The following is a 16367-nucleotide window of genomic DNA, read 5'->3' as shown; positions in this document are numbered from 1 at the left end:
GTTGAAGCAGGGTGTGAACTGGGCGTGCGCCCAGGTCGCACCCGGTCTACAGAGTGCTATCCATCGTTATTTCACTCCACTTTCCGCCTATTTACGAAGCGTCAGAAAGAAGGCCGGTACGACCTGACTCGGGCCGGCCTTTTGTGTAACAGCTCAGGTCAGCTAGCGCGGGTCAACGCCGCAGGCCCGTAAGTACGACCGACAGCACGTGCAAGGTAGAACAGCACCAGGTAGGCCAGCATGGAGGTGGTGAGGCCGAGGGAGGAGGGGAACAGCCATTCCAGCCACAGCAGTTCACTGTTCGCAGTGGCGGCCACTGCCACGATTGCCCCGATCAGGTACGACAGAATCGCCACCGGATTCCAGCCGTGCAGGTGTTCGAGGTGCTCGCTGCGGTACTTGCGCCGGTTGATCACGTAGTAGTCGATGATGACCGGACCGATCAGCGGTGGCACCAGGCTCGCCAGCAGGTTTACCCAGCTCAGGAAATGCTGGTAGATGAACAGTCCCAGCACCGTGCCCAGCAGGCCGCAGATCACCGTCGTTACCCGTTGCGGGCGACGCAGCACATTGGCGGTCTGGATGGCGGGCAGGTAGAGATTGGTATCGCCGGTAGTCCACAGGGCCAGGCTCATGGCGATCAGCCCCAGGCCGCCGATCACTGCACCCTGCTCCAGCATATAGGTCGTGAATTCATAGGTGCCCGAGGCGATCCCGCCCATCGAGCCGACGATCTGCAGGAACCACTGGGAAATGATCAGCACCACGAACGGTATGGCCAGGGCGACCCAGGCCTTGCGGGCGAAGCGCGTGTACTCTGGCATGACCACAGCGCCGACAATCCAGGAACCTACTACGAGGTTGATCGCCTGCGGCATGGTCAGGGGAGCTTCACCTGAACGCTGTTGCGACAGGGCGAGAAACTCGCTCCAGCCGCCCACCTTGTCCACATTCAGCCAGGTAGCGTAGATACCCACGCCTACCAGCATCAGCACCGAGGGCATGCTGACCTTTTCCAGCGCCGAGACACCGAAGTAGGTGGTCACGGTGTACAGCAGCCCGGCGAAAATGGCGACGGCGTAGAAGGTGGTACTGTCAAAGGACTGGGCCCAGGCGAAGCCGAAGGCGCCGACCACCAGACCCTGCCAGCCAATGGTGAGGAGCGCGACAAACAGTACCGGTACCCGGGCGCCAATATTGCCGTAGGTAAAGCGGTACAGCAGGCCGCTGTTACAGGCGGTGCGATAGCCGATGTAGCCCACCAGCGCGCCGATCACGAAGTTCATTGCGTTGCCGAGAAAGGAGGCGATCAGCAGGTCGGGCCAGAAAGGCATGCCCTGTCCCAGTGCGCCGCCGGTAAGCAGGCCGGTGACCAGAAAGCCCCAGCCGAAGGCCAGGGCCAGCAGGGGCAGGGCGTTGCGGCGCTGGTCCGGTGTCAGTGGTGCCAGCGGGTTATCGGCGCTGGCCGCTTCCTTTTCCGGGTCCAGGTGCCACCAGGCCCTGAGCTTTTCCTTGATGTCTGACATACCCTTCCCCTTTTGCAGTCGTGAGGCAGGGTTCTATAAATATTATAGATATAACAATAAATCAATAAATAGGGTGGGGTCGTCGCCCTATTCAGAGAGTTCGACCAGTTCGTACCAGGTGTTGACCTGCTCCCAGGTCATTTTCAGGAACAGGCAATCGTCCTCCCGCACCCAGATGTAGGCGGGAGGCCAGTCCGGGTGCCAGCGCAATGCCAGTTTGCGCGCGGCAAAGGCACCCGCCGCGACCTCGAGCAACTCGTGGCCCAGCCAGGCGACTTCAATGTTGACGGGCGTAGCGCGCAGGTCCTCGTCGCCGTTCTCGGAGATGGAGTTGGTCAGGCCGCGCACGACCCGGTATTCACCCGGGCGGCTGTTGTCGACGTGGCAGGTGACCAGGGCATCCCCCTGCAAGGGGTGGAGACCCAGGTAGCGATAGGGCTCGCTGTTGTCGAAGCGCTGGGAGAGCCGTCCCATGCCGGTAATGGTGCTCTCGACGGCAATCTGCTGCATGTTGAAGGCGTACCAGCTACTCGCCACCACCTGGCCATGGCGGGTGAGCCGGCAGAAGCCGTCCAGTGGCCAGCCCTTGCTGTCGAGCGCGATGCTGACATCCCGCAGCAGGCCGATGTCGTTCATCTCGCACAGGGCGCGCAGGGTGCTGCCACCGGTGTGCTGCGCCAGTTCGAATCGTTCCTGGCCAAGCAATGTCTGTCCTTCACCCCAGTAGGCGATACGCCCGCGAACCAGTCTGTCCAGTGCGTTGGCCATACGCTCAGGCGCCTGGCATGTTGCCGCCATCGACGGGCAGGAAGATGCCGCTGATGGCTGCATTATCACTATGGGCCAGGAACAGCACGGCGCGGGCAATATCTTCCGGTGTGGCCAGGCGATTGAGCGGGCTGTGGCTGCGCAGGGTGTCAAGCAACTGTGATTCCGTCTGGCCTGCTACGAGGTTGCCCATCAGCATGTCGGTGGGCACCGCTCCGGGCAACACGGCATTGACGCGGATGTTGTACTTGCCAGCACTGGCAGCGGCGGTGCGGGTTGTCATGAGCATGGCGGCCTTGGAGCCGCAGTAGCCGCTTGCCATCGGGTTCGCGGTGATGGACATGCCGGAGCCGATATTGACAATGGCGCCGCCGCGTTCGCGCAGGTGCCGTATTGCGTGTTTGCAGCCGAGAAATACGCCGTCGCTGTTCACGGCGAAATGGCGTTGCCACTCGGCCAGCGGCATGTCCTCGAAGGGGATATTGGGCTGAAAGTAGCCCGCGTTATTGACGACCACGTCGATATCGATGCCGCGCTCGCCAGCCATCGTGAAGAGATCTTCCCATTGGGCTTCACTGGTGACATCCAGCCCTACGGGGTCAATGCCTGACCCGATCGATGTCGCAAGCGCTTCGGCGGATGCAAGGTCGATGTCAGCCGCAAGCACATGTGCACCCTGTTCGGCGAAGGCTCGCACTATGGCTGTTCCAAGCCCGCCGGCACTGCCGGTCACGAGTACGGTTTTCCCCGGGAATTGCTGGTGCTTGGTCATGGCTGCCTTTGGCTATTGCGAGGGGGCACAGTGTGGTGTCGCTATCAGTGGGTACCGGCGGACCGGCCGGGCCTTTAGCGGCCTGTTCGTGTTTGGCTCGATCAATCTAGCATGCGCGACGCAGAAAACGGATTGACTTTTGTCATGGCTGCCGGGCCGGTGTGGTGAGTAGCCTGAAGACAATTGACGCGGGAGCACGGGCGGGTTGGTGTGAGACTTGTCCTGATCACGCCCCGATCCTGTCATGCTGCGAGCTGTCATTGAACCAACCCATCGATAGAACAGGGCCTCCCATGAGCGACGGAACACCAGCGCCTTCCGCATCCCATCCACGACCATTGCGAGGCGAGCGTCGCACGGGAAAGATTGACCTGTCCTCCATCGACTGGCCCCGCAATGAATTCAATGTGGGGATGCTCTCCCTGAGTGCCGATCCCGTGACCGGGGCGGAGACCTTTGCCCTGAATTGTCCCGATAATTTCGTTTATCCGGAGGACGCGCACTTTTACGACTGCGAAGAAGAGCTCTATCAGTTCAGCGGCGAGTTTCACCACGACGAGATCGATCCCTATTACAAGGACACCTATGTCTACCGGCCCATTGGGACGGTATACGGCCATGGCGAGGGCTCACACGACGGGGGCATCATCATTGCATCGCTGGCCAGGGAGCGGCGTCGCTTTCATTTCCAGGAACACCCGGAGCCCTGGACCGGCCACTACCTGGTGGATCAGTTGTGGAATCCGAGGCCGGTCTCCCCGGCCATTGTCAATGCGCAGGACCTCCCCTGGGTGAATGACGAGGTCAACGCCAGTTGCCAGGTGAAACTGTTGCGGGGTGCTCCCGGAAAACTGAGCCAGTTTTCCGGTGTCAGCGACCATTCCCCCTGGGCGGCCGAATCCGCCTTCATTCTCCGGGTTCCCGCTGGGTACTCGGGTTCCTTTCCGAGCTGGCCCGGTTTTGTACTGGAGCTGCTGGTGATCGCAGGGCAGGCCACGATTGATGGAGATTCCTGGCACCGGGGTTGCTACGGCTTCGACCCGCAGCTGGGCGAGTGCACTGTGCAGGAGCCGCTGGAGATCTATGTGCGGGCCTTTGCCGATTACTAGGCCGCGGCGTTGAAAAACCGGTATCGCGTTTTCCTTTCCACCTTTCCCGACCGGTACGGGATCTACAGCTTGCCAGCGGAGAGCGTTACCGGCGCCCGCAGTGCCTTACAGGAGACACCCGTTCATGACAGCTAATGTTACTCCGCTCCCTCCGGAGCAGTGTGGTATGCGACATCGCAGCTACCGGGGCAAGTTTCTTTATGTCACCGAAGGTGTCGGGGAGATGGGGCGAGAGTATTTCGACGTAACGGTGCAACCTGGTGGTTCGCGGACATTGCGCGCCCGCTGCGAGATGGATGACTACCGGTTGCTACGGGATGTCGTGATGAGCGTCGGGCAGGACTGGCGGCCTGTCGACGCCTTCGTTCGCCTCACGGCAGAGGAACAGTTCGTGGGGTCTTCCTGGTACCGCTTTGACGGTTGCGACGCCGAATGCGAGGGCCTCACGGCTGAGGGGGGGCGAATTTCCCGGCGCGCCAGTCATCACAGTGAGATCGAATGCTTCGGTACACACTCATTACACGGGGACGCCTGGCTGGTAGGCCGGCTGCGCAATTTTACGGGTGAGATGAAGGATTTCGAGATCGCCACCTTCGCCACCTCTACGCTCGCCAACGGTGGGTCAGGCCCCGACCTCATTCACCTCGAGGCGGGATTTTCCACCAGCCATGATCTCGGACTGGACGAGGTTACTGTTCCGGCCGGAACGTTCAATGCGCAACGGGTCCTGATCGAGGTGCCGGGTGTGGACGATTTTGAAATATGGGCGTACGGGCAGGACTGTGTGCCGGTCCAGGTCATCTCCCACGGACTGAACCAGTATTACCACCTGGTGGAGCTGGAGGGCGAAGTGGAGTGAGGGGCGAATGACAAATGTCATGGCTGGCCGTCAAAAAACCCATGTAGCCTTTTTGATTCTGTCGCTGGCGTCCTGCTATTCCAGTGTCCGGCAGCCTTCTGCCCGCGGCAGCGTGCGTGTGATCCGGCGGTTGCACGTCTGAGATCAGGTTTTCTGAATTTGTGTGCCTGGGAAGTTCGGGGCTCGCGTCTTTTTGCATCAGCACAGCGCTGATAAGTTGAGGGGATGACCATGAAACGTTCACATTTTTCCGCGATAGCAGGCACGTCGCTGCTCTCGGTGTTCTCGGCAGGATCATTGGTGCAGGCGCAGGAAACGGCCTCCAACCTGGTGATCGAAAACATTGTGGTCACCGCCCAGCGCAGGGCCGAAAGTATCCAGGAAACCCCGGTTTCCATCACTGCTCTCGGGTCCGATGATATCGAGAAGTTCCAGATTGACAACGTCAAGGATCTTTCCCAGGTCGCGCCCAATGTGCTGTTCAGAACAGTGACCGGAGGTAGCGCTTCCATCGCCCCCTACATCCGTGGGGGTGGTACCAGTGACGGTTCCAACATCACCTCCGAGGCGGAGGTCGGTGTTTATATAGACGATATCTACCAGCCCCGCTCGGCGGCCTCGTTCATCGAGGGTCTCAACGTGGAGCGTATCGAGGTACTGCGTGGTCCCCAGGGTACGCTCTACGGACGTAACAGTTCGGCCGGTGCGCTCAAGATCATTTCCGCAACGCCCACCGAGGAGCTGACGTTCAAGAACGAGATCGGAATCGGTCGCTGGGAAGAGTTCTACGACAAATTCTACGTCGGCGGCTCGGTCAGTGAGGATGGCCGCCTGCGTGCGGGCCTGTCCGGCATGTACCGTGATCGCGATGTTGGCCGTCAGGAGAACCTGACCCTGGATCGGGAGGTAGGCGAAGAGGAGTTCAAGGGCTTCCAGGCCGACCTCTATTACGAGGGCGATGCCTTTACCGCGCGGCTCAAGGGCTTCTACAGCGACTTTGACAGCGACGGGCTCTGGGCCTCGGCGCTGGACCCCTTCAGTATGACCGGTTCCTACGAGGACTTTCCTTTTACCTCCGGCGCGATCGACAAACTGCTCTCCCCCTATGAGTCCTACACCACCGACAAGCAGTACGGCACCAGTTTGCACCTGAGCTTTGACCTCGGCGAGAGCATGAGCCTCAGCTCCATTACCTCCTGGAGCGAGCTGGAGGACGATTGGGCTGTGGGTTTCTCTGGCGGCGTCGCCAATGCAGCGCTCGGTATTCCGTTCCCCGGTTACATCGAGCTGTTCGAGCGCGAGTCGGTCAGCGACCAGGACAGCTTTACCCAGGAGCTGCAACTGCAGGGTGAGGCCTTCGATAGCTTTGTGGACTATGTGGGCGGCCTCTACTACTTCCGGGAAACCGGTACCCAGGCCCTCGAATCTGCCATCTTCTTCGGCCCGTCCTCCACACTGTTTGATATCACCACCGACAGTTACGCGGCTTTCGGCCAGGTCAGCCTGAACTTTACCGACAGCCTCGCAGTGATCCTGGGTGGCCGGTATACCGAGGACAAGAAGCAACTGGATGCCATGGTGGGTGGCCTGCCGGTCAACAGTGACGACAACTTCAGCGAGTTCACTCCTAAAGCCGCTGTCGAATACCAGTTCAGCGACGATATCCTGATGTTTGCCAGCTACACGGAAGGGTTCAAGGCCGGTGGTTATAACGGCCTGGCGTCTACGGCCGAGGCTCTCGGCACGGCGTTCGAACCGCAGACCGTGGAGGCCTGGGAAGTCGGCTTCAAGAGCGAGTGGTGGGACAATCGTCTGCGACTCAACCTGGCGGGCTTTTTCAACGAGTATGCCAGCCTGCAGCAGCAGGCGGTGACCAATGAGGGCGTGTTCATCACCGAGAACTACGATGCCGAGCACAAGGGCATCGAGGCGGAAATTTCCGTGCAGTTGTCCTCTTCACTGTATGTGTGGGCCAACGGCGTCTACCAGGATAGCGAGTACACGGATACCACCGCCTCCGGTGGTATCTCGACCGGTTCGCTGATCGGTAACCAGATGACCAACGTGTTCGACTACCAGTTCGCGATTGGCTTCGACTACACCCGCGATATCGGCCCGGGCACGCTGTCATTCGGTGCCAACGTCAACGAGCGTGATGACCTGTTTTCTACCTCCGATAATGCCCCGATCGGTCACGTGGCCTCCCAGACCCTGGTGGACGCCTACGTTTCCTACGGCTGGGACCGCTGGAAGCTGGCACTGTCAGGCAAGAATCTGACCGATGAGAAGTACTGGAACACCGGGTTCGGCTTCAGCGTGGTGCAGCCACGCTTCATGGCGGATCCGATGACCTGGCGCCTGGGTCTGAGTTATCAGCTGTAGCGAACGCAGGCCGGCCGCAGTCGGCCAGCACCGGGATTCATTGCCCCCGTTCCGGGGGCAAGCCCGGGAGACCGCAGTGTAAGCGGACCATCTCACTCGCGGGCTCATGAGGGCCCGGCGGCGCCAGAAAGTGGTAGACTCTCTGTCCTTCGACCAGATTGGAGAGCGCTTCCCCGCAATGAATCACCCGTCGTCCACTTCCGTGGGATTTGAAGACGATTGCCCGCTGTTTCACGACCTCAGTCGTGAGGAGCGGGAGCAACTGGCGTCCATCTCGCGCCTGAAGACGCTATCGCCCCAGCAGTACCTGTGTCGCCAGAATGCGCCCTCCGACTGGGTGTTCAATATCGCCTCCGGTACCGGCCTGATCGAGCGGCTGTCGTCTACCGGGCGGCGCCAGGTGCTCGCCTTTATTTTTCCGGGAGACTTTGCCGGCCTGAACAACTCCAGCCAGTTCGAGTACGGTATCAAGGCGCTTACCGACATGAGCGCCTATGAGTTTCCACGGGAAAAGCTCTACACCCTGTCGGAGGATCTGCCCCACCTGAAGGCCAATATGCGCAGCATCGGCGCCCTGGTGCAGGCGCTGACCTTCGACCAACTCTATCTTCTTGGCCAGAAGAAAGCCCACGAGCGCCTCTGTTTCTTCTGTATCCACATGCTGGAACGCATGCCGGGGGCGACACCGGAGGGGATCAACCTGGCCATGTCACGACAGGATATTGCCGACTTTCTCGGCATGACCGTCGAGACGGTGAGTCGCTCGATGGCCAAGCTGAAACAGGATGGCATCGTGGCCACCCCTGCACCTCAGACGATCAGAATCCTCGACCTGGAGCAGATGCAGGATCTGGCGGATATCCACTGACCCTCACCGGGCACCGCAGCTCAGCGCTCCAGCACTTCCATAATCACCTTTGCCCAGCGCACCTTGCTGGCTTCCAGGCTGGTAAAGCCCGCCGGCAGTGTCGTCGGGGAGAAATCCTCTGTGGCGGCCAGGTGGGCGCCTGCCTGCTGGCAATCGGCGAGGCGATAGCGCAACGCCGCCTCCAGGTACCCGCTCAGCCCCGTAGCGGACTTGAGCAGGGCCACTACATCCCGTTGCAGCTCCACCGCCTTGGGCGGCCGGGCGGCGGGGCGCATGGTGTCCGCAGTGCGGTGCCGCCAGGAGCTGTACAGTGCACGGTCGCGCAGGTAGTGCCAGGCGCGCAGCAGGTGGGCGCCCGAGGGGTCCACCTGCAGGTCCGGCAGTGAAGCCGCATCATCGGGGTCGGCGACGGTATCGGCGAGTACCGGGTTACAGCAGATCAATTTACCCACCAACGAGGGGGCCTCGCGCTGCAGCTCCAGTGCACAGGCAGCCGAGGCGCCTACCGCGACGATGTCGAACGCCCCGACGTCCAGGGACTCGAGCAATTCCAGCACTGCCCCAGCGAAAGCAGCGGGTGTGGCCGTTGCGCCGGCAGTGCTCTCGCCGTGACCGGGGAGGTCCGGGGCAATGACAGGCCGCTGCCCGGACAGGGCCCGCGCCAGTTCCTCCAGTGAGTCTGCTGCGAGACCGGCGTCGTGCAGCAGCAGGAGCGGGTGCTGTCCGTCAATGTTGCCCGCTGCGAGATAGTGGAGCTCACCTCCGGGCGTGGATTGGAAGTAGCGCTGCAGGGGGCCGTCGGGTGTAGCGTTTGCCAGTGTGGCCGTGACGTCGCTGTCGGCGTGGCGGCGGGCGAACTCTGCCAGGATGCGGGGAATGTCCTCGAAGTCTTCCGCGATGCAACTCTCTACTCCGTCGGGCAGGGGCGGGAAGTGCTCGACGTAACGGCTCAGGGCATCGGCCCTGGCCACCAGCAGTTGGGTGGGCACCCGCAGTCGCGGGATATCATCCGCAATCGCGTAATCGAGTACCGCACGATAACCGCTGCGGTAGTTGTCGCCGGCATCCATCATGTCCATCACGCATTCGTGGATGCCCTGGTCGTCAACTGGCCAGTGAATTCTTGCCTCGTGAGAATGCTGGTACCAGGGGAAGAAGTCGTACTGGTCCTTGTTGCGCCCCCACAGCCAGGTGAGATGACTGCCACTCCAGTCCGGCAGGAAAGGCGGCATGTAACGCTCATAAAGGTCCTGGCGCTCGGCCTCCGTGTTGACGAGGATACCGTTGGCAATGAGGGCGCCGACGCGGTGGGGGAAGCGCACTGCCAGGCGCAGGCCGAGGATGGCGCCGGTGTGCGTGCCGAAAACCAGCGGGTTTTCCAGACCCAGGGCATCGAACAGGCCGACCAGGCCATCGACGAACTCGTCGATGCCGGGTTCGCTGTTGGCGGGGGCTATGGGGTCGGACTGGCCATACCCGGGTGTGTCCGGGGCGATCACCTGGAACTCGGTGCTGAGAAATGCGATCAGGGGCAGCAGTTCCGCGGAACTGCGGGGTGACTGGTGGATGAGGACGATGGCAGGGCCTTCGCCGCTCGTCCGATAATGCACCTGGCGCTCGCCTACGCTGGCGTAGGCGCGGCGAATAGCTGTAGCCACGGTAAATCTCCCTTCCAGTTAGTCCTCAAGCAGCCCGAGGTTGCCCGCCGCCAGGCTGTGCCCTGGGTCGAGGTGCTGCTTGATGTTGCGAATCAGGTCCAGCGCCGGCGCCTGCAGCCGTTCACGATAAGGGTAGGCCTTGCCGAGCTGGAAGTTGACCGCGCCGTGTGAGACGTAGAGATCGGTGAGCGCCTGTTTCAGTTCGTGTACATAGGCCCGGGCCTCTGCATTGCTCTCGTACACCGGCAGTTGTGCGAGGTAGTCGGCCGGCACCACGGCCCGGTGATAGTCGGTGATTTCGTCCGGCCAGTACAGCGCCAGCTCATAGAGAAAGCCCGACGAACCGACGGTGGCAAACATACCGCCGTGCCAGATACCGAGGCGTTTCATTTCCGCTTCGCGCGAATGGAAAAGATCTACCAGCGCGGTGTGAAACCCGGGAACCCTGGAGTGGGGCAAAATGCCGTGCAGCGGTACCCAGCGTTCGCCATTGGGGCCCAGCGTGTTGTAGAAAGGAGCGAAAGGCATGCCGCGCACCACGGAAGGTGCTGTGGCGGGTATCTCGGTGCCCAGCCCTGTCACCAGCTGGCGGATACGGTGCAGGCGGCTTTTTACTTCGCTGTCGTCGATACCCTCGACGATGTAGTGTGTCATGTAGGCGGACTTGCCGATGATGCGGCGCGCGGACAGCCCCGCACTGGCGAGCTGTTTGAAGCCTTCCCACCAGGACGGTGAACTGTTGAGGATGGACAGGGCAATTCTCAGCGTATCGCCGGCATTGTCCTGGCGCGCAATCTGTCCCTGGGACAGGGCGCCATCCAGTGAGAAATGGGTGTCCTCGAGGCGCTCCTGGGCAATCAGTCGCATCGACTTGTGCATGGACCCGAAATCCGGGAAGGCGAAGGATACATTGCGGTGTGCGGGGCGCTGCTTCAGTAGCGGCAGGGTAATCCGTGCCTTGATGCCGAGGCTGCCGCAGTCACCGGTAAAGAGGCCGGTGAGGTCCGGGCCGAAGTAACGAAGGAACGGGCTGTCGGTGGCGCTCGCCGAGCCGGTGCGCAGCAGGGCCCCGTCCGCCATGACCACGTCCATCGACAGCGCGGATTGCGCAGATATGCCGTGGGCACCGGAACCGTGGCTGATCGTATTTTGCGACATCGAGCCGCCGACGGTGGCGATCATCCCAGAGAAGGGCCCCCAGAAGGGCGTGCGCAGGCCGCGTTCGTCAAGTGCCTGCTTCAGGGTTTCCCAGGTGGTGCCGGCTTCCACGGTAACGTAGGCGTCTTCTTCGTTGATTTCGACGATGCGGTTGAGCTGGCTGAGATCGATCAGTAGCTGGTTGGGGCTGTCGGCCAGGTAGCCGTCGGTGTAGGAGGCGCCGCCACCGCGGATATTGACCGCAATGCCCTCACGAGCACACAGGCGCACGATGTCCTGGAGTTGCTCCACCTCGCTGGGGCGGACCACCGCCAAGGGTGTCTCCAGCTGCCGATAGACGTCGGTGTACAGGGCCGATCCGGCTTCGCCGACGAGGACCTGGTCGCTGCCGGTGATGGCCGCAAGTTGCTCGCTAAGGGTGGTGCTAACTGTCATTCCGCGTGTTTCCTGGGGTGAAGGGGCGCTTGCAGTGATGGCCCCGGTTGGCGCAGCATGGATGTCGCCGGTCTCGAATGATGATGCTACCGATTCGGTTCAGGACCTCCTTGACAATTGTCATGGCCGCAAGTGCGGTGCTGTGGAGACTGGCAACTCCTTCCCGGTCATCAATGAAATTGTCGAGGAACGTTGAATGCGGCGAGCCGTACTTTTCCTGGTTGCCCAGTTATTGGCAGCAACAGGACTCACAACAACAGCACTGGCAGCCGAACAAGCGGCAGTGCCGTTTGCCGAGCAGGTACCGCCAGACGCGCCTGACTATCGCAACTCCGCGTCATGGGCCGCCCTGCCGGAGGCGCCGGGCGCCTCGGCGGCGATCCCCCCGGGAGCATCGCCGGTCAGTGCCGAGCGGCCCGCCGACGTATTCTATGTCCACCCGACCACTGACCTGAGTAGCGAACGTTGGAATCAGGACGTAGCCGACGCTGCCACCAACGCCTGGACCGATGTCAGCGTGATCGCCCGCCAGGCCAGCGTGTTCAATGCCTGCTGTCAGGTCTACGCGCCGCGCTATCGCCAGGCCAGCATGCTGGGGGTACGCAGCAGCGGCCCGGGGCGCGAAGGTGAGAACGCCTACGATCTTGCCTACACCGATATATTGCGCGCGTTCGATGATTACATCGAGCATCGCAACCATGGCCGCCCGTTTATCCTCGCCGGGCACAGCCAGGGCGGCTTGATGGTATACCGCCTGCTACGCGACAGGATCGACTCGCGCCCCCTGCAAGCCCGCCTGGTGGCGGCCTACGCGATCGGTGTCGACTTGATGGAGGGCGATTTCGGGCGCAGCTTCCAGACCCTTTCGGTGTGTGCCGAACCAGCACAGACAGCCTGTGTACTCTCCTGGAACGCCGGAACCCGCGAAGTGAACCTCGACCAGTACCAGTCTCTGGCGGGGAGCCGCTACGCCCATGAATACCAGACCCAGGAGGGGCGGCGGGGCGTCTGCGTCAATCCGCTGACCTTTCGCGCGAGTCAGCCAGCAGCCCCCGCCACTTCGAGCCTGGGTGCGGTACCCGGCAAACCGGGGGAGGGCGCCCCGCGTGCGCTCGTGGCGGGAGGTGTCGCCGCCCATTGCCAGCGGGGCTTCCTGGTGGTTGATGTCGATCCAGCACTCGAACTGGCCAGTTTGCCCGGCGGCAGCATGCACTACCACGATTTCGGCCTTTTCTATGAAGATGTCCGACGCAACGCGCAACTGCGCGTGAACCACTGGCTGCAACAGCAGGCGGACGCCCAACCCTGACCAGGAGACTCAGTTTCATGAAAGAGGGGGATGGTTCAGCGGCCGGTTAGTCCCGGCGCGAGCGCCCCGCGCAGATGGGCCTGGCGGGATTGCCGAACGTCACCGACGATATTGTGGCAGCCGTCAAGGCCCCGCCCCCGGCTTCAAAACAGCACACGCGACGCAGTACCTTGCTGCATCGAAATAGAATTCAACAGGAGAACAACATGTCTGAAAAAGTAACCCGCCGCTCGGCGCTCAAGGGACTTGGCGCACTGGGTGCCGCCGGCCTCACGCTGTCGGGGCCCTCGGCCAGGGCCGCCAACAAGCCGGTTGTCGGTCTCGATTCGCGCTATGGAATAAACGATCTCGACCTGTCCACGCCGGAAGCGCGCTCGAGCATCATCACCAAGGTGATGGGCAGTATCGGTACCGAGGATACTCACGCCTTCATGCGCTTCCACATCTACGGCTACCTGGGAGATCGCAGCCTGGTGCCCCTGTTTTCCATGAACAACTACCTGGTGCAGAAATGGAAATTGATTGAGCCGGGGACCTCGGAACTGCGGCATTACGAGGTGGGCTACTACTGCGAGTTTGATACCGACAACCCCATAACCCACTGGACCAACCCGGTGACCGGCAAGACCGTGGAACTGGAGCAGTTCGTCCTGGGGCCGATCGGTCGCATGTATACCCCGCAGGGAATCATCGCCCCCGGTATCGCTCCCAACCCTCTTCGGGTGAACGTGGTCGGTAACCGCGTTTTCGTGCCAGCGCAATCGCTCGAGACCTTCCCCAACATGTTCACTCCGGAGGAATTCCCCGAGCTTTCGTCCGGTCCCACTATTTTCTGGGATTCCATGTACACCTTCTCCGCCAATATCGAGGACGTGCTCAATCCGGAGCTGACCTCCGCCCCGGCGGAAATCCACATGCAGAACATGACCAGCTGGCAGCCCTTCTTCGGCTTCGGCAACTTGCCTGGACGCAGCATGGTGCGTTCCTGGGGCTGCAACATCTCCGGCTTCGATGCCCTCGAACCCCAGGTACGCGCCGGCTTTGAAAAATATACGCCGGATATTTTTGAAACCGATACCTGGAACGATGTCCGCTTCGATTCCATGGATTATTACAACAAGGTGAAAGCCGAGAGAGCCGCCAAGGCCGGGGAGTCCTGAATGAAACCTGGAGCATTGGCACTGGTGGCGCTGATGGCATTGCCCGCCGTCGCCGAAGATATGGAAGCGATCTATCAGGCGCGTTTCAAGGCCACCACAGCGAACGGTGGCTATATTCCCGAGTACGCGCCGCAGGAGCCTGTGGCCGGCGCTGAACAGGTGGTGCCGCTGCCGGTTGCTGCCTCCGGCAAGCTGACCGTCGATGAGGCGGCCCTGGATCGGGCCGAGGAGTATGCCCGCGCCAACAACTCCACGGCCTTTATTGTCTGGCACAAAGGTAAAATACAGCGCGCGACCTATTTCGGCGACGTCACCGCCGCTACCCCGCTGACCACCATGTCCCTGTCCAAGCCGATGACGGCGCTGGCTGTCGGCCGCGCCATCAAACTCGGTTATATCGATTCGCTGGATCAGCCCCTGTCGGATTTCTTTACCGAGTGGCAGGGCACGCCGAAGGCGTCGATGCGGGTGCGCCACCTGCTGGACATGCGCACCGGCCTGCTGCCCCAGGCTTACAGCCCGGACCCCGACCACCCCCTCAACCGGGCCTACCTGTCGCCGGAACACGGCAAGTACATCGTGGAGGAATACCCGCTGGTGGAAGCGCCGGGCTCGGTGTACGGCTACAGCAATGCCACCGCCGACCTGGTTGCCGTGTTGATAGAGCGTGCCACTGGCCAGCGCTACGGCGAATTCCTTGGCGGGGAAGTGCTGGCGAAGATCGGAGCTCCCGGGGGCAGCCAGTGGGTCAACCGCCCGGGTGGTATGGCGCACTCGGGTTGCTGCGCCTACTTTCCCGCGGAAACCTATCTGCGCATGGCCATCCTGTTGCTGAAGGGTGACGGGATCGCAGGGGAGCAGCTACTGCCCGATGGTTACGTGAAAGAAATGCGCACTGCTACCCCGCAGAACCCCCACTATGGGCTCGGGCTGTGGATCGGCGGCGAATATATCGCCCGTCGCAGTTTTGCCGGCCCCCACGCATCGGGTCCCAAAGTGCTGCACAGCGAACCCTTCGTCGACAAGGACATATTCATGTTTGACGGCAACTTCAACCAGGTGGTGTACATCGAGCCCAACTTCGACCTCATTGTACTGCGCGTGGGTAAAAACCCGCCGAAATCGCCGGAGTGGGATAACAGCTTCCTGGCCAACACCCTTGCCCGCGCCGTCAAAGACCGTAATCCCGGGTGAATCCCGGCACTGATCTGATACCAATTACGCAGTATAAGGATTGACTATGACTTCCGAACTCGACTCCCCGGGCCTTTCCCGGCGCTCCTTTGTTGGCGCCGGTCTGGCCGCCGCCGCCGGTGCCTCCACGGTGATACCCGCCGCCGCTATCGCGGCCGGTGAGCCGCGTGCCAACGCCCACATCAAGCCGCTGGATGTTATGGACCCGAGGGAAAACCTCTACGGCTTTGCCAAGCTCTGGGGCACCATCGGCGACAAGGCCGTGCTGTCCGGTTACCAGGGAGTGCAGTACGCCATCGTCGGGTCACAGCGCGCCAAGCCGCTGTTTGGCTACTGTGGTTTTGGTAATATCCGCAACAAAATCCTCCCCGATGGCACGGTGAAGGTCATGGGCAAGGAGTGTGGCTATTTCACGGACCTGGCCACTGGCAAGATCATCGATCACTGGGACAACCCGTGGACCGGGGAGCGGGTCGAAGTTTTCCCCTTCCTCAACGACCGCTTCCGCGGCAGCCTCGGCCTCACGCGAAAAGTGTTCAAGGTCGGCGATGGGGAAACGGTGAACAACGACATGGGCGAGGGCGGTGGTGCCGGTGAGCCCTACCGCCTGCCATGGCAAGTGATCGGCGACCAGTACCTGCTGGGCTGGGACTACGCCCACGAGTACACCAACCCGGTGACGCCGGAAGGCTGGCCTAAGGCTTCCACCGGTCCCAGGGTGAACCCATCGGAGCACTTCACGATCTTTACCCCGCGCGACGAGATTGACGACCGCTCACTGGAGACGGCCCGATATACCGCCGGGTTCATGCGTCAGGCACCCTGGTGGCCCTGGATGATGATGGGGCAGAGCGGTGTTCACGGTGTGCTGATGGGGCGCATGCACAGCTACCAGATCACCGGCGGGATGGACGATGTTCCCGCCGTCGTCCGGGAGCGGGTGGAGAAGGACCGTCCCGATCTGTTCGAGGAGCCGACCGACGGGCCGGATCTGGGGGTCATCGGTACCCTGGAGGCTTACGCCGAGCAAGTTCCCCCGGAAACACCCGGATACCAGCGGGGCAGCTGAGCCCAGCGGTCGAAGTCTCACGGGCATGACAATTGTCATGTCTTTCAGGGGCCGGATGGGTCACTGTTAACGCCTGAATTATGGCCCGGCGCTTCGGCCC

General features: G+C 61.7%; 13 protein-coding genes. 8 read left to right on the top strand and 5 right to left on the bottom strand.

The genetic code is table 11. The features are described from left to right. Positions 1 to 158: 158 nt before the first annotated feature. From FV139_RS14985 to FV139_RS14975, 3 genes are all read right to left on the bottom strand, one after another. Positions 159 to 1526 carry a purine-cytosine permease family protein gene (locus FV139_RS14985; protein WP_148069269.1) on the bottom strand — a complete coding sequence of 456 codons (1368 nt, stop codon included), beginning with the start codon at positions 1524 to 1526 and terminating at the stop codon, positions 159 to 161. A gap of 87 nt (positions 1527 to 1613) precedes the next feature. Further along, entirely contained in the window at positions 1614 to 2294 is a 681-nt protein-coding gene (locus tag FV139_RS14980; RefSeq protein ID WP_148069268.1) for a hypothetical protein, read from the bottom strand. Positions 2295 to 2298: 4 nt separating this feature from the next. Further along, positions 2299 to 3066, bottom strand: coding sequence for an SDR family NAD(P)-dependent oxidoreductase (locus tag FV139_RS14975; protein WP_148069267.1), 768 nt, complete (start codon positions 3064 to 3066; stop codon positions 2299 to 2301). A 293-nt stretch (positions 3067 to 3359) separates the two neighbouring features. On the opposite strand from FV139_RS14975, the gene FV139_RS14970 reads away from it, so the two are divergent. From FV139_RS14970 to FV139_RS14955, 4 genes are all read left to right on the top strand, one after another. After that, positions 3360 to 4175 (top strand): hypothetical protein, encoded by an 816-nt coding sequence (locus FV139_RS14970; RefSeq protein WP_148069266.1) that lies wholly within the window; start codon positions 3360 to 3362, stop codon positions 4173 to 4175. Between the two features lie 124 nt (positions 4176 to 4299). Continuing rightward, positions 4300 to 5034, top strand: a complete 735-nt coding sequence (locus tag FV139_RS14965; protein WP_148069265.1) for a hypothetical protein — start codon at positions 4300 to 4302, stop codon at positions 5032 to 5034. 231 nt (positions 5035 to 5265) lie between these two features. Beyond that, positions 5266 to 7416 (top strand): TonB-dependent receptor, encoded by a 2151-nt coding sequence (locus FV139_RS14960; protein ID WP_187276570.1) that lies wholly within the window; start codon positions 5266 to 5268, stop codon positions 7414 to 7416. Positions 7417 to 7546: 130 nt separating this feature from the next. Next, on the top strand, positions 7547 to 8284 hold the full coding sequence (locus tag FV139_RS14955; RefSeq protein ID WP_187276569.1) for a Crp/Fnr family transcriptional regulator: 738 nt from the start codon (positions 7547 to 7549) through the stop codon (positions 8282 to 8284). 20 nt (positions 8285 to 8304) lie between these two features. Here the strand turns inward: FV139_RS14955 and FV139_RS14950 are convergent, their stop codons facing one another. Then, on the bottom strand, positions 8305 to 9942 hold the full coding sequence (locus tag FV139_RS14950; RefSeq protein ID WP_148069262.1) for an alpha/beta hydrolase: 1638 nt from the start codon (positions 9940 to 9942) through the stop codon (positions 8305 to 8307). An 18-nt stretch (positions 9943 to 9960) separates the two neighbouring features. Then, complete coding sequence (locus FV139_RS14945) at positions 9961 to 11535, bottom strand: FAD-binding oxidoreductase (protein ID WP_148069261.1); 1575 nt, start codon at positions 11533 to 11535, stop codon at positions 9961 to 9963. A 196-nt stretch (positions 11536 to 11731) separates the two neighbouring features. On the opposite strand from FV139_RS14945, the gene FV139_RS14940 reads away from it, so the two are divergent. The 4 genes from FV139_RS14940 to FV139_RS14925 all read left to right on the top strand — a co-directional run bounded on the left by FV139_RS14940 (position 11732) and on the right by FV139_RS14925 (position 16267). Further along, entirely contained in the window at positions 11732 to 12844 is a 1113-nt protein-coding gene (locus tag FV139_RS14940; RefSeq protein WP_148069260.1) for a DUF3089 domain-containing protein, read from the top strand. 206 nt (positions 12845 to 13050) lie between these two features. Then, on the top strand, positions 13051 to 14004 hold the full coding sequence (locus FV139_RS14935) for a DUF1838 family protein (RefSeq protein WP_187276568.1): 954 nt from the start codon (positions 13051 to 13053) through the stop codon (positions 14002 to 14004). Beyond that, on the top strand, positions 14005 to 15198 hold the full coding sequence (locus FV139_RS14930; RefSeq protein WP_148069258.1) for a serine hydrolase domain-containing protein: 1194 nt from the start codon (positions 14005 to 14007) through the stop codon (positions 15196 to 15198). Between the two features lie 46 nt (positions 15199 to 15244). Beyond that, on the top strand, positions 15245 to 16267 hold the full coding sequence (locus FV139_RS14925; protein WP_148069257.1) for a DUF1838 family protein: 1023 nt from the start codon (positions 15245 to 15247) through the stop codon (positions 16265 to 16267). Positions 16268 to 16367 lie beyond the last annotated feature (100 nt).

Origin of the sequence: Parahaliea maris (genome assembly GCF_008064665.1) — a bacterium.
Lineage (GTDB): Bacteria > Pseudomonadota > Gammaproteobacteria > Pseudomonadales > Halieaceae > Parahaliea > Parahaliea maris.
Note: the sequence above shows the minus strand (reverse complement) of the source record. Positions and strands in the feature narration are given on the sequence as shown.